Here is a 14,001-nt window from a genome sequence, read left to right on the forward strand (position 1 = left end):
AAGGGAGCCCCAACATGGCTGAGAAGCAGTCGATCCTGGGCCGCATCGCCCAACTGACCCGAGCGAACATCAACGCCCTCCTCGATCGCGCCGAGGACCCTGAGAAGATGCTCAACCAGCTCGTGCGCGACTACACGAACTCCATCGCCGAGGCCAAGCAGGCGGTCGCCCAGACGATCGGCAATCTGCGCCTGACCGAGAAGGACTACGAGGCCGACGTCGCCGAGGCCAAGGACTGGGGGGCCAAGGCCCTGGCCGCCTCCCGCAAGGCCGACGAGATGCGCGCCGCCGGTGACGCCACGAGCGCCGATAAGTGGGACTCCCTGGCCAAGGTGGCCATCACCAAGCAGATCACGGCGGAGAAGGAGGCCAAGGAGGCCGAGCCGATGATCGCCTCCCAGCGCCAGGTGGTCGAGCAGCTCAAGACGGGGCTGAACCAGATGGAGGTCAAGCTCGGCGAGCTCAAGTCCCGCCGAGACCAGCTCATCGCCCGCCGGAGGACCGCCGAGGCGCAGGTCAAGGTCCAGGGGGCGATCAGCTCGATCAACGTCATGGACCCCACGTCCGAGCTCTCCCGCTACGAGGAGCAGGTGCGCCGCGTCGAGGCGCAGGCCGCCGGGCAGATGGAGCTGGCGAGCTCCTCCCTGGAGTCCCAGTTCGCCGAGCTGGAGGCCTCAGACACCCAGATCGAGGCCGAGGCCCGCCTGGCCGCCCTCAAGTCCGGCGGCAAGGCCCTGCCCTCCACGCCCACCGCCCCCGCCCAGATCACCGACGGGGACGACGCCGTCAACGCCGCCTTCGAGGCCCTCAAGGCCCAGAGCAGGCCCGCTGCCCAGCCCGTCACCGACGAGGACGCCTCCTCGTACTGACGCGCCCGGCGCAACGGAGAGGGCGCGTGGTGGGATTCGGTCCTCAGGGCCGGCATCGGACTCGGCGAAGGCGCCTGAGGGCGCCCGGGGGCTGGCCCGCGGATCGAATCCCACCGCCCCAAGCGCATCTCCGCCCTCACGCATGCTCCTCCCGGCTACGATAGGCGCATGAGCAGTCCCACCTACCTCCTCATCGATGGTGAGAACATCGACGCCACCCTTGGCATGAGCGTCCTCGGACGTCGCCCCGAGCCCGATGAGCGCCCCAGGTGGGACCGCGTCCTGTCCTTCTGCGACTCCTTGTCGGACGCGACGTCGTCGGATGGCCGGGGCGAAGACGCCCACGGCCTGTTCTTCCTCAACGCCACGAGCGGTCACATGCCGATGGGGTTCATCCAGGCGCTCATGGCGATGGACTACCGCCCGATCCCGCTGTCCGGCACCGGCGCCGTCGACGAGAAGGTGGTGGACACCGGTATCCAGCGGACCCTCGACGCCTTGGCCGAGCGCCTCGCCGCTCAGCGCGAGGAAGACGCCTCCGCCCGTCTCCAGGTGCTCCTGGGCAGTCACGACGGCGACTACATCCCCCAGGTCGAGCGGCTCCTCGACGGCGGCGCCCAGGTCGGCGTCCTGTGCTTCCGCGAGTTCCTCAACTCCCGCCTGGCCGCCCTGGAGACCAGGGGCCTGAGGATCCACGACCTGGAGTACGACGTCGACGCCTTCACCTCCGCGCTGCCGCGCATCCGGATCATCCCGCTGCAGGAGTTCGACCCGCTGCAATTCATCTGAGCGGCGGGCCCAGCGTCCCGGGGCGCCCCAGCCCCGCCATCCAGGATTCCCAGCGGACGTTCAGGAGCCTTCCAGGAATCTTGCGACAATGGGCGCATGGATCTCGACGCACGCACCGGCGCGCCTCAGGCATCCGCCGAGGCCAGGCTCCTCGTTGTCGACGACGAGCCGAACATCCGCGACCTGCTCGCCTCCTCCCTGCGATTCGCGGGGTTCGAGGTCGTCACCGCCACAGACGGGAATCAGGCGCTGCGCGCCATCGAGTCCGACGATCCCGACCTCATCGTCCTGGACGTCATGCTCCCGGACATGGACGGATTCACGGTGGCCAGGCGCGTGCGAGAGAGGGACATCGCCACGCCGATCCTGTTCCTCACCGCCCGCGACGACATGGATGACAAGGTCCAGGGCCTGACGGTGGGCGGGGACGACTACGTCACCAAGCCCTTCGGCCTGGAGGAGGTGGTGGCCCGCATCCGCGCCATCCTGCGGCGCACCAACGCCGTCAACGAGACCGATGACGGCACGCTGCGCGTGGCCGACCTCATCCTCGACGAGGACGCGCACGAGGTCCACCGCGCCGGCGTGGAGGTGGAGCTGTCGCCCACCGAGTTCAAGCTGCTGCGCTACCTCATGATCAACGCGGGGCGCGTGGTCTCCAAGACCCAGATCCTCGACCACGTCTGGGAGTACGACTGGAGCGGGGACGCCGCTATCGTGGAGTCCTACATCTCCTACTTGCGCCGGAAGGTGGACCAGCTCGAGACGATCGACGGCACCGCCGTGGCGCCCCTCATCCAGACCCGTCGCGGCGTGGGCTACATGCTGCGCGAGCCCAAGGGTGAGTGATGCCGCCATCGCGGAGGCGGGGCCGCTTCCACCCCATCGTCGAGTCCAAGCGCTACTGGCACTCCCAACCGCTTCGCACCCGACTGGCGCTCATCACCACGGGCCTGCTCACCGTGGGGCTCCTGGCCACATCCCTGGTCACCACCCAGCTGCTGCAGACCCACCTCATAGGGCAGGTCGATAACCAGCTCAAGGTGACCTCCCGGACGATCGGCGACCGGGGCCTGGAGTACCTCCAGCAGGACGGCAAGAGCTCGCAGGCCCCAACCACCTACTACCTGGAGGCCCAGTACTCCAGCGGCAAGATCGGCCGGATGGTCAATGACAAGACGACGTCGGAGTACGGCATCCCGTCCCTGGGAACCCTGTCGCTGGACGACGGCGAGCCGTTCACCGTCCCCTCCTCGCTGCCGGGCCACTACTGGCGCGTCCTGCCCCTGGAGATCAAGGGTCAGGATGGCGACTACGCCGGCATCGTCGCCATCGCGCTGCCACTGCGCAATGTCCGGGACACCGTGGAGCAGACCAGGCTCGTCGTCGCCGTGACGGACGTCATCGTCGTCCTCGTCGGGGCGGCCCTGGCCACCTACCTCGTCCACCGGTCCTTCGGCCCGCTGCGGCAGATCGAGGGCGTGGCGGGGCGCATCTCCCGGGGGGACCTGTCCGCTCGCGTGCCGGTGACCGAGCCGCCGATGACGGAGGTCGGCTCACTGCAGCAGGCCCTCAACACGATGCTCCAGCAGAACGAGCACGCCTTCTCCGTGCAGGTCACCGCGCAGGTGCGCATGACGCGATTCGTCTCCGACGCCTCCCACGAGCTGCGCACGCCGCTGTCAGCGATCCAGGGCTATGGCGAGCTCTACCGCATGGGCGGCGTGCCCGCGGAGCGCACGAGCGAGGTCATGGGGCGCATCGAGTCCGAGGCCACCCGGATGGGCCGCCTCGTCGAGGACCTCCTCCAACTGGCCCGAATGGATGAGGGCCGCAAGATGGACACCGCCCCCGTCGATCTCACCGCCGTGTGCGCCGGAGCGCTCACGGACATGGTGGTCCTGGCCCCCGAGCGCGACTGCGCGCTACTGAGGCTCGACGGCACCCCCGCGGACCCCCAGCCGCTGACCGTCATGGGGGACCGCGACCGGCTCGCCCAGGTCGTCACCAACCTCCTGGGCAACGTGGTGCGCCACACGCCCGCGGGGACCCCGGTGGAGATCGCGCTGGGGCAGATCGGCGGCCGCTCGGCCATCATCGAGGTGCGCGACCACGGCCCGGGGATCGCCCCCGCGGACGCGAGCAAGGTGTTCCAGCGCTTCTACCGGGCGGACACCTCCCGCAACCGGGAGACCGGCGGATCGGGGCTCGGCCTGTCGATCGTCGCCGCCATCATCCAGCGCCACCACGGGACAATCGGCATCACCCCCACCCCGGGCGGCGGCGCCACCGTGCGCATCGAGCTCCCCCTGGCCGCGCCCGGGCAGGCCCCCGCGCCGGCGGGCGACGAGCCTCAGGCCGCGCGCGGGTAGGCGCGGAACGAGGCACGGGGCGCCGCAGCGGGCCGGAGGCACCGGGGCGGGCCCTCGACGGGGAGCGCTGCCCTGGGTGGCGGGAGGCTCACGATCGCGCTTCGACTTTCCCGTCCCGCAGCCCTACGATGGCAACTGTTCTGTTATCTCCTGTGAGGCATCGGAGGCAAGGCATGGCCGTCAACGACGCGCCGCAGTGGCTGCTCCCCGCCTTCGCGCGCAGCCTCAAGGCCCTGGGCACGACGGCTGATCCGGAGCGGCTCCGCGCTGCCGGTCAGGCGCTGATCGAGCGCTGGTCCACTCCGGACCGCCGCTTCCACAACCTCAAGCACCTGATCGACATGCTCGCCCGCGTGGACGAGCTCGCGGACGAGTCCCACTACCCCGATGTCATGCGCATCGCGGCCTGGTACCACGGCTGCGTGTTCTCCGCGGAGACCAAGGAGACCTACCAGCGCAACGGCGGTGAGGACGAGGTCGCCTCGGCCGCCCTGGCCGCCAAGGAGCTCGCCGCCCTGGGCGTCCCGGACGCCACGGTGGATCGGGTCTGTGCCCTCATCCTCAACCTCAAGAGTCATACGCTCCCGGCCAACGACATGGACGCCAGCGCCCTCAATGACGCGGACCTGGGGACTCTCGCCGTCGAGCCGCAGCTGTACAAGAAGTACCGGATGGCGGTGCGCGAGGAGTACGCCCATATCCCCGACGAGTGCTATTACGAGGCGCGCCTGGCGATCATCACCCGGCTCCTGGACCGCGAGCGCCTCTTCTCCTCGCCTCTCGGTGAGCGCTGGGAGCTGCCCGCCCGGCAGAACCTGGCCGCCGAGAAGAGCAGGATCGAATGCGCCCTGGCGAAGATGGCCGATGGAGGGGCCCCGCCGAGCGACGGACTCAGTTCCCGCGGGCCCGCTGACGGCGGCGCCGCCGCGCCCGCCAACCCCGCGCGCGGGGTGACGGCCGTCCCGGCTCCCACCGAGCCAGCCTCCGCGTCTACGGCTCCGAGCGCTCCGGCGCCCTCGGAGCGCTCCCAGCCCGCCGAGTCAAGAGAGGCCCCGGCGCCTCCGCCCCCCGTCCGGCCCGCCGCGCAGGCGCGCCCCGAGGCCCCGATCCCCTCGACCCCGCCGACGCCCCCAGCGGCATCGGACTCCGTCCCATCGGCGCCGTCCACGCCGTCACCTCAGACGCCCCCACGGGGCATCCCGCGCGCCCATGAGAGGAAGCGCGAGCATGATGAGCACGCCACCTCGATGGAGACCTGCGCCGAGGACATCGACCTCCTCCTGTCGTCTCCCCGTGCCGGGGAGGGGCCTGAGCCGCGCAACCGCCAGGCGATGGCCCAGGCGGAGCGCGAGCGCATGGCCGAGCGCCTGCGCCTCAAGACCGAGGAGGCCAAGATCGCCCGCGAGGCCCGTACCGGCGAGTTCATGCCGATTCTCGACGAGGTCGTCGACGACGCGGCCGGGGGGCTCTGAGCCCCCGCTCCCCTGCGCCGCTCCGCCCTGCGCTCCCCCGAGAGCCTCCTCCGCCCTCACGCCCGACGATCTCGTCAGCATCGTCGTCGCGCGAACCGGCGGCAGAGTGGGAGCGCACCGGTCGCCTCCGTGCGTGAATCGAGCGCGGTCACCCGATTCACGCACGGGTCGACCACATCGCTTGGAGCCTGCCCCCACAGGCGGCGCAGCGCAGGCTGCCCGGAGTCCCTTGTGGAGAGCGGGCCAGCCCGTCCCCCACGCGCGCCTACCGTGATCGACGGCGCCGCCCGGCGCTCACCCACTCACGCAGGAAAGGCCCCATCATGCCCATCTTCTCCGTCGACACCCAGGCGGTCTCCGATACCGCCAGCCGGACCGCCACTCGCATCTCCACCATCCAGGCCGAGGTCGACGCCATGAACAGCGACATCGCCACGCTGGAGACCACTTGGTCCGGCACCGCCTCGATGTCCATGAGCTCGGCGGCCGCCTCCTGGCACCTCACTCAATTGCGGGTCCAGGACAGCCTCGACATGCTCCGCGCCGCGCTCGGCATCTCGGCCAGCTCCTACTCCGACGCCGAGTCCGGTAACCAGGCCCTCTTCGCCCCCATGTGAGCCGTTCCGCGCGACGGCGGGCCGTCCCACTGAGAACCCAGTGGAACGGCCCGCCGTCGATGGGCCCAGGGGCTGACGCCCCTGAGAGGTCCCCTCGAGGGGAGGAGCGATCAGTACATGCCGCCCATGTCGTCACCGCCGGCGGCCGGGGCGGCCGGAGGCTCGGGCTTGTCCGCCACGACGGCCTCGGTGGTGAGGAACAGGCCCGCGATGGACGCGGCGTTCTGCAGGGCGGAGCGGGTGACCTTGACCGGGTCGGCGATGCCGGCACCGAGCAGGTTCACGTACTCGCCGGTGGCGGCGTTCAGGCCCTCACCGACGGGCAGGTGGCGCACGCGGTCCACCACGACGCCACCCTCATAGCCGGCGTTGACAGCGATCTGCTTGAGCGGGGCCTCGACAGCCACGCGCACGATCGCGGCACCGGTGGCCTCGTCACCCTCGAGCTCGAGGCCCTCCAGGGCGGCGGCGGCCTGGATGAGGGCGACGCCACCACCGGCGACGATGCCCTCCTCGACGGCGGCCTTGGCATTGCGCACGGCGTCCTCGATGCGGTGCTTGCGCTCCTTGAGCTCCACCTCGGTGGCAGCGCCGGACTTGAGGACGGCGACGCCGCCGGCCAGCTTGGCGAGGCGCTCGGAGAAGCTTCTCACGGTCGTAGTCGGAGTCGGACTTCTCGATCTCGCCGCGGATCTGGGCGACACGGGCCTCGATGGCCTCCTTGTCACCGGCGCCCTCGACGATCGTGGTCTCGTCCTTGGTGACGACGACCTTGCGGGCCTGGCCCAGGTCCTCGATGGTGGCGTTCTCCAGCTTGAGGCCGACGGTCTCGGAGATGACGGTGCCCCCGGTGAGGATCGCCATGTCCTGCAGCATCGCCTTGCGGCGGTCGCCGAAGCCGGGGGCCTTGACCGCCACGGACTTGAAGGTGCCGCGAATTCGGTTGACGACGAGGGTGGCCAGGGCCTCGGCCTCGACGTCCTCGGCGACGATCGCCAGCGGCTTGCCGGCCTGCATGACCTTCTCAAGCAGCGGCAGGAGGTCCTTGACGTTGGAGATCTTGGACTCCACGAGCAGGACGTAGGCGTCCTCGAGGACGGCCTCCTGGCGGTCGGCGTCGGTGACGAAGTAGGGGGAGATGAAGCCCTTGTCGAAGCGCATGCCCTCGGTGACCTCGAGCTCGAGGCCGAAGGTGTTGGACTCCTCGACGGTGATGACGCCCTCGTGGCCGACCTTCTCCAGGGCCTCGGCGATGAACTCGCCGATCTGGGGGTCGGCGGCGGAGATGGAGGCGGTCGCCGCGATCTCGTCCTGGGTCTCGACGTCCTTGGCGTCGGCGAGCAGGCGCTCGACGACGGCGGCCACGGCCTTGTCGATGCCGCGGCGCAGGGCGATCGGGTTGGCGCCGGCCGCGACGTTGCGCAGCCCCTCGCGCACGAGCGCCTGGGCGAGCACAGTGGCGGTGGTGGTGCCGTCACCGGCGACGTCGTCGGTCTTCTTGGCGACCTCCTTGACGAGCTCGGCGCCGATCTTCTCGTAGGGGTCCTCGAGCTCGATCTCCTTGGCGATGGTCACGCCGTCATTGGTGATCGTGGGGGCGCCCCACTTCTTGTCGAGCACGACGTTGCGGCCCTTGGGGCCGAGGGTGACCTTGACGGTGTCGGCGAGGACGTTGAGGCCGCGCTCCATGCCGCGGCGGGCCTCCTCCTCGAAAGCGATGATCTTGGGCATTGTGTTCCTCCACTGCGTGGTGGGTGGCTGGTCCGCGCCCGCGACGGACGGATCGACTCCGGGCGTTCACGTCACGCCCAGCACCGGTCCTCACGTCCCAGCCGGGTCAATTGTCACTCGAAGGCTCCGAGTGCTAACGGCAATGCTGGCACTCTCGGTGCCCGAGTGCAAGATGCCCGCCGCGCCACGCGCCGGCTTCCCCCGACGGCGAACCCGCCCCTCCCGCGGACGCGCAGGCATCCCGGCGGCCTCGAGTCGGTCAGCCGGCGAGCTCGCAGACCCCCAGCAGCACGAGCGCGCAGGTCCATGCCAGGGGCGCGGGGCCGGCGGGCCGCCCGTCCGGCAGGACTTTCTCCGCCAGGGCGCCCGCCGCTGTGCGGTGCGATTCCAGCCAGGCCATGAGCTCCTCCGCCTCGGCCCGCTCCCCCAGCGCCGCCGCCGACCATGCCAGGAGGGCTGTCTCCGGAGTCCAGGAGACGCCGTCGTCGCGCCAGCCCGAGCCCGGGGCGAGGCCGCCCGCCGCGCGCGTCATCCGCGCTCGGGCGCCGGCGCGGACTCGCGCGCTGCCGGCAAGGGCCCGGGTGAAGGGCGGACCGGCGAGCGCGATCGCGGCGTCGACGTCGTCATCGCGCACGTGGCGGCCCCACCCTGGGTTGAAGGAGAACTCGATGGCTGCCCGCGTCTCCTCCACGCGCTGGGCGAGCACCTCGCGGCTCGCGATGGCGGGGGGCAGCCCGCTGGTGGGCGCGCCCGCCACCGGGCCGACGCGATCAGCCAGGAGCGAGTCCGCAAGCGCGAGCGCCCCCTCCAGCCCCAGGAGGACGGGCGCGGCCAGGCCGAGGGTGGTCCGCTTCTCGGGCACCTCCCAGTAGTCGGGGCCGGCCGGGGGCAGGTGGGAGGACGCGGACGTGAGGGTCATCAGTCGGTCGGCGGCCCGGCTGGCGGGATCGGCCAGGCCGTCCAGGTCGGTCGGGTTGAGCGGGTCGTCCCCGCCGGCGGGGACGGCCCGTCCCCCCGCGATGATCCGACCGAGCGCCCAGAGGAACCAGCCCGCTCCGTCCTCTTGGCGGGGACGGCCGTCCGGCACCTGGCCGACGGCGTTGTAGCGGGCCTCGAATCCGCCGTCGGGCAGCTGCAGCGCGGCGAGCCGGCGGAGGACGGATAGGGCTTCCGCCCTCAGGCCCACGGCGTCGAGGGCGACGGCCGCGAAGGAGGCGTCGCGCGGCCACACGTAGCGCCAGGCGCTCACGGGACCGGCGACGACGGCGCCCACCGGGAAGGCCTCGGCCTCGGCGGACGGGACCGCCGCGTCCGTGGCGGGCGCGGGCTCGACGGCGAGTGTCGGGCTCGTGAGGGCGAGGAGGTCGACCAGGGCGTCCGCGGCGAGCCCCTGCCACCGCCCCTGCGGAAGGCGGGCGCCGGAGGCGCGCCGCAGGAAGGCGGTCTGGGCCGCGGCGCGCGCGGCGTCGTCGAGGGCCAGGGGGTCGGCGGAGGAGGGCACGCGCGTGCCGGGGAGGTAGTCGATGGGCGTACCGGGGGCGAGCGGGCGGACGAGGCCGCCGGCCCCGACGGCGAGCCCCTCGCTGAGGAGGCTTGGCTCGGGGCGCGCGGTCAGGCGCGTGATCGCGGGGATCGCCGCGAGCGCGCCCCCGGCGAGGAGGGGCAGGGCGATGGCGCTCCGGCGGCGCAGGGTTCCCGTGCCGCGCGGCGGCCCCTCAACCGGGGCGGCGGGGGCGGGCTCGCGTCCGTCGCCCATCAGGCGCTCATCAGCGGTTGTTTCCCCTGCGCCTACCGGTGTCGCCGTTGTCCGCCTCGGCGGTGCCGCCGTTGGGGCCATCCTCCGGGGTGGCGGAGCCGTTCTCGGAGGCGCCCGGGTAGTCCTCGCGCAGGATGATGACGATCGGGTTGGACTGGGCCTGGCCCGAGTCCTCCACGGCCTCGCCGCCTCCGAGGAGGGCGACGACCGCGCGGGCCGTGGCGGCCTGCTCGGCCGAGTTGTAGTACACGGTGGTCTTCGTGGGCCGCTCGACGGTGTAGGCGCCCGGCGAGACGTTGACCTGCGTGTATCCGGCGGCGGTCAGCTTCTCACCGGTGCGTCCCGCCAGGCCCTGGATGGAGGTGCCGTTGTAAAGCGTGATGCCGGTGGACATGTCGGCCTTGCCCGTCGGCGCGGCGGATGCGGAGGCGGAGGAGTCACCCGCGCCGCCGCTGGGGGTGGCGGGGCCCCCCGGGGCGGGCGCGCCGGTGCTGGCCGGGGCCGCCGTCGACGTTCCCGCCGTGCTCGTGGAGCTGCTGCTGGAGTGGCCCAGGAGCTTGACGGCCCCCCAGGCCAGGATCGGGACCAGGATGAGCACAGCGAGGAGGGATACCCAGCTCCGCCAGGCGGGGAGCTCGGCACGGTGAACGCCGATCGGCGCGGGTCCAGCGCCTCTGCCGTCGTCGAACTCGTCGTCGGGGTAGTCGTAGTGGCTCACGCGGGCAGAATACCGGCCCGCCGCTCCCGGCGCAGCGGACACGACGAGGGCGTGGTTGCACCTGCCCGCTGATCCATGGGCGCGAGCGGCCCGGCGGGCTCCGGGGCGGGTCGGCCGGGAAGCGTCCATGCGAGATCTCGCTCATGCGCCCCCGGTGGTGATGACGCTCTACGCTCGGGGCATGAGCGAGTCCCGTGAGCCCCAGCCACTCGACCGGATCATCGACCCCTCGTGGGCGCGCGCCCTGGCGCCCGTGGAGCCGACGATCCATGAGATCGGCGCGCGCCTGCGCCAGGAGATCGCCGAGGGGCGCGGCTACTTGCCGGCGGGAACGGATGTTCTGCGCGCCTTCACCTACCCGCTCGGCGGCGTGCGCGTCCTCATCGTGGGCCAGGACCCGTACCCGACGCCGGGCCACCCCATGGGGCTCAGCTTCTCCGTGGCGCCGGGCGTGCGCCCGCCCCGGAGCCTGGAGAACATCTTCACCGAGCTCGTGAGCGATCTCGGCACGCCGCGGCCGACCTCCGGCGACCTCACCCCATGGTCCCGCCAGGGGGTCATGCTGCTCAACAGGGTGCTGACGGTCCGGCCGGGCTCGCCGGCCTCGCACAAGGGATGGGGCTGGGAGCGGGTGACACAGCGGGCGATCGAGGCGCTGGTGGAGCGCGGCGGCCCGCTGGTGGCGATCCTGTGGGGCCGACCCGCGCAGTCGCTGACCCCGATGCTGGGATCGACGCCGATCGTCGCCTCGCCGCATCCCTCGCCCTTGAGCGCCTCCCGGGGGTTCTTCGGCTCGCGGCCGTTCTCGCGCGCCAACGCGCTGCTGGTCGAGCAGGGCGCCGACCCCGTCGACTGGCGCCTCCCCTGATTCATCGAGACCGGTCGAAAACAGGAACGAGACCGGTCCCGCTCACGGCGCCCCGCGTCCCGCCCGTCGAGGTCAGGACGGAACGCGGTGCAGATGCATGCGGCGGCCGGGGCCGATGCCGGGCAGGACATCGAGCATGCTCACCTCTAGGCTGCGGTCCGCCACCCAGCCGGTGATCGTGTCGACGCCGAGGTCGAGGAAGAGGGGGTGCATCGGCGTCGACGGCCCCACGAGGACCGTGTGCGCTCCCCCGCCGACGGCGAGCTCGATGAGCCGGGGCATCGTCTTGTTGACGAGGCTCGACGACGAGATGAGGACGGCGTCGCAATCCGCGAGCAGGTACTCGCAAGCGGTATCGGGGTAGTCGCCAGGGCGCGGGTCGCGCTCCAGGATGAGGACCTCCGCGGCTCGGGTCAGCGCTCCCCGGGCGAAGGGGAAGTGCCCGATGATGCCGACGCGGGCTCCGGCGAAGCGCTCGTTGTAGGGGTCGAAAACCTCTCGCCAACCCACTCCTTCCCCCGTGGGCGCGAAGCCATTGGCGACAGCGGTCTCCTGGCGGGAGTACCAGGAGTTGATCGCGGCGAGACCCACGCTCGCCTCGGCCAGGTTCCAGGACTTCACCAGCGAGGCGATGTCACGGAGCGGCCGGCCCTCCACTGGGGAGTCAGCGCTGAGCGCCGGGCGCGAGTGGGCGTCGATGGTGTAACCCGCGCCACAGCCGCCGCCGTCGTTGAAGACGCGCGTCCACTGCGGGCCGCGGTGGACGGCAGTCACGCGCGCGTCATCGGGGAGGTCGTCGATGAGCGCGTCGTAGATCTCCCAGGGGTTGGTCATGCAGGATCTCTCCACCAATCAGCCGATTATCAGGTGAGCCTCACCATACCGACAGGCTCGTGCTGAGCACCAGGCCGACCGCCTTGCGGGATCACTGCGTCACCATCCGATGCGGCGCCGCGGCCACGCGGCGCTCCGATCTGTCCCGCCGCGCGTCCCCGAACCGGTCTCGCTCATATTTTCGACCGGTCTCGCTCTTGTTTTCGACCGGTCTCGGCGCCTGATCAGGGGGTGGAGGGGAGCTTGAGCATTCCCCAGGCGGCGAGATCCCGGCACTGGGCCACGAGCTCGGCGGTGAGCGCCTCGGCGTCGGCGTCCAGGAGCGCGGCGACGGCGCCCGCTATCTGGGCGATGGACAGCTCGCCGTCGGCCACGCCGACGAGCGCGGCCAGGGCGGTGCCCGCCTGGACGGAGCGCCCCAGTCCGCCGCCCTGGCGCAGGAGGATGACGCTGGGGTCGGCGCGCCCGGGCACGTGGTAGCGCTCCTCGGTCACGTCGGCGGCGACGACCGGCCTCAGGGCGGCGACGTCGTCGTCATCCAGGAGGGCCAGCCGGCCGCGGACGGCGATCGACGCCGCGACATGAGCCCCCAGGGCCCCGGACGGGCTCGTGCCCACCTCCTCCAGGACGCGCCAGGGCCCGCGACGGGGACTCGCGGCACCCACAGCCTCGGGCCGATGCGCGAGGAGGTAGCCAAAGCCGATCGCCTCGACGCCGCGCGCCTCGAAATCGCCGATCCAGGCGCCCAGGGCGGCCTCGAAGGCGTCGCGCTCGCGCTCAGGGGCCAGGCCGCCGTCGCGCAGCCACATGGTGGCGTACTCGACCGGGTCCTGGGCGTCGCGCTCGATGACCCAGGCGTCGACGTCGTCGGGGAACCACTCCCCCACTCTCGTCCGCCAGTCTCCACCGGCGCCGTGCTCCCAGTTGCCGAGCATGACGAGGGTGCCGCCGTCGGCCAGCCTCCCGGTGAGGCCCGGCACGAGGCTCGGCAGAACGGGCCCACCGGCGTCGCGGTACTCCATGAGCGGCAGGCCGGCCTCCCGCACGGCGGGCGGGGTGAGGACGAAGGGCGGGTTGGAGACGATGAGGTCGTACCGGCGTCGGCCGAGCGGCTCCAGGAAGGAGCCCGCGAGGAGCTCGAGGCGCTCGGGGGCGATGCCGGCGAGCGCGGCGTTGAAGGCGGTGAAGGCCAGGGCGCGCTCGGAGATGTCGGTGGCGGTGATGCGCTCGGCGTGCCGGGCGAGGTAAAGGCTCTGGATGCCGCAGCCGCAGCCCAGGTCGAGCGCGTCGCCCACCGGCCGCCGCGGCGCGAGCCCGGCCAGGGTGAGGCCGGCGCCGCCGATACCGAGCACGTGATCGGGGGCCAGGGCCCGCCCCGAGACGAGCTCCCCGACGTCGGAGGCCACCCACCAGCGCGCCTCTCCGGCGTCGTCGCGGGCCTCGTGAGGGCGCAGGTCCACCAGGGCGCGCGCGAGGGCGGCTCGTCCCGGGCGGTTCCCGCGGCCCTCGGCCTCCTCGCCCCCCTCCAGCGCGACGAGGCCGATCCGGGCGGCGCCGCGAGCCCCGGTGCGCGGGAGGGCGCTATCGAGCTTCTCCCGCCCTCACGGGCTCGCCGAGCATGAACAGCGCGGTGAGGACGGCGACCGGGCTCGGCCCGGCACCCGCCTGGCGCCCCGCCTCCAGGGCGGCCCGTGCGGCGCGCAGGGCGGGCAGGCGGACCTCCCGGCGCAGGGCGGCCTCGGCGACGCTTCCGATGAGGCCGGTGACGGCGTCGACGCCCCATCCGGACTCCTCCAGGTCCGCTCGCAGATCGGCGGCCTGGCGCGCGGTGAGGACGGGGGCGGGAGGGGAGGCCGGCCGCGCCGGGGACGCGGGGCCGGGCGGCGCGGCCCGCCCGCCAGGGTCGGAGGGAAGGAGCGAGTGATGGGAGGTCATGGGCCCAGTCTCCCGCGTCGCCGACTCATGCCCGGTATCC

10 protein-coding genes and 2 pseudogenes are annotated in these 14,001 nt (G+C 72.4%); 7 read left to right on the forward strand and 5 right to left on the reverse strand.

Translation table 11 applies throughout. The features are described 5' to 3' along the window. Positions 1 to 14 precede the first annotated feature (14 nt). The 6 genes from ABXS69_RS10130 to ABXS69_RS10155 all read left to right on the forward strand — a co-directional run bounded on the left by ABXS69_RS10130 (position 15) and on the right by ABXS69_RS10155 (position 6,119). Entirely contained in the window at positions 15 to 869 is an 855-nt protein-coding gene (locus tag ABXS69_RS10130; RefSeq protein WP_366180527.1) for a PspA/IM30 family protein, read from the forward strand. Between the two features lie 168 nt (positions 870 to 1,037). Further along, on the forward strand, positions 1,038 to 1,658 hold the full coding sequence (locus ABXS69_RS10135) for a nuclease (protein WP_366180528.1): 621 nt from the start codon (positions 1,038 to 1,040) through the stop codon (positions 1,656 to 1,658). Positions 1,659 to 1,754: 96 nt separating this feature from the next. After that, entirely contained in the window at positions 1,755 to 2,507 is a 753-nt protein-coding gene (locus tag ABXS69_RS10140; protein WP_366180529.1) for a response regulator transcription factor, read from the forward strand. Then, complete coding sequence (locus tag ABXS69_RS10145; protein ID WP_366180530.1) at positions 2,507 to 4,030, forward strand: HAMP domain-containing sensor histidine kinase; 1,524 nt, start codon at positions 2,507 to 2,509, stop codon at positions 4,028 to 4,030. The genes ABXS69_RS10140 and ABXS69_RS10145 overlap by 1 nt, the downstream gene beginning before the upstream one ends. A gap of 173 nt (positions 4,031 to 4,203) precedes the next feature. Further along, the gene (locus ABXS69_RS10150; protein WP_366180531.1) at positions 4,204 to 5,502 is read left to right on the forward strand and encodes a hypothetical protein; all 1,299 of its coding nucleotides are present in this window, start codon (positions 4,204 to 4,206) and stop codon (positions 5,500 to 5,502) included. Positions 5,503 to 5,825: 323 nt separating this feature from the next. Further along, the gene (locus tag ABXS69_RS10155; RefSeq protein ID WP_366180532.1) at positions 5,826 to 6,119 is read left to right on the forward strand and encodes a WXG100 family type VII secretion target; all 294 of its coding nucleotides are present in this window, start codon (positions 5,826 to 5,828) and stop codon (positions 6,117 to 6,119) included. A gap of 110 nt (positions 6,120 to 6,229) precedes the next feature. Here the strand turns inward: ABXS69_RS10155 and groL are convergent. The 3 genes and pseudogenes from groL to ABXS69_RS10170 all read right to left on the reverse strand — a co-directional run bounded on the left by groL (position 6,230) and on the right by ABXS69_RS10170 (position 10,324). Next, positions 6,230 to 7,850, reverse strand: a pseudogene (groL, locus tag ABXS69_RS10160) (chaperonin GroEL). 259 nt (positions 7,851 to 8,109) lie between these two features. Continuing rightward, positions 8,110 to 9,606: a glycoside hydrolase family 15 gene (locus ABXS69_RS10165; RefSeq protein WP_366180533.1), complete on the reverse strand. Its 1,497-nt coding sequence runs from the start codon at positions 9,604 to 9,606 to the stop codon at positions 8,110 to 8,112. 10 nt (positions 9,607 to 9,616) lie between these two features. Continuing rightward, positions 9,617 to 10,324: a LytR C-terminal domain-containing protein gene (locus ABXS69_RS10170; protein WP_366180534.1), complete on the reverse strand. Its 708-nt coding sequence runs from the start codon at positions 10,322 to 10,324 to the stop codon at positions 9,617 to 9,619. Positions 10,325 to 10,505: 181 nt separating this feature from the next. Between ABXS69_RS10170 and ABXS69_RS10175 the strand changes: the two genes are divergently transcribed. Further along, positions 10,506 to 11,192: a uracil-DNA glycosylase gene (locus ABXS69_RS10175; protein ID WP_366180535.1), complete on the forward strand. Its 687-nt coding sequence runs from the start codon at positions 10,506 to 10,508 to the stop codon at positions 11,190 to 11,192. 72 nt (positions 11,193 to 11,264) lie between these two features. On the opposite strand, the gene ABXS69_RS10180 is transcribed toward ABXS69_RS10175, so the two are convergent. Both ABXS69_RS10180 and ABXS69_RS10185 read right to left on the reverse strand, forming a co-directional pair. Beyond that, positions 11,265 to 12,026, reverse strand: a complete 762-nt coding sequence (locus ABXS69_RS10180) for a DUF364 domain-containing protein (protein ID WP_366180536.1) — start codon at positions 12,024 to 12,026, stop codon at positions 11,265 to 11,267. A 224-nt stretch (positions 12,027 to 12,250) separates the two neighbouring features. Continuing rightward, positions 12,251 to 13,961, reverse strand: a pseudogene (locus tag ABXS69_RS10185) (methyltransferase). Positions 13,962 to 14,001 lie beyond the last annotated feature (40 nt).

The sequence above is a fragment of the Actinomyces timonensis genome (genome assembly GCF_040702965.1).
Classification (GTDB): Bacteria; Actinomycetota; Actinomycetes; order Actinomycetales; family Actinomycetaceae; genus Actinomyces; species Actinomyces timonensis_A.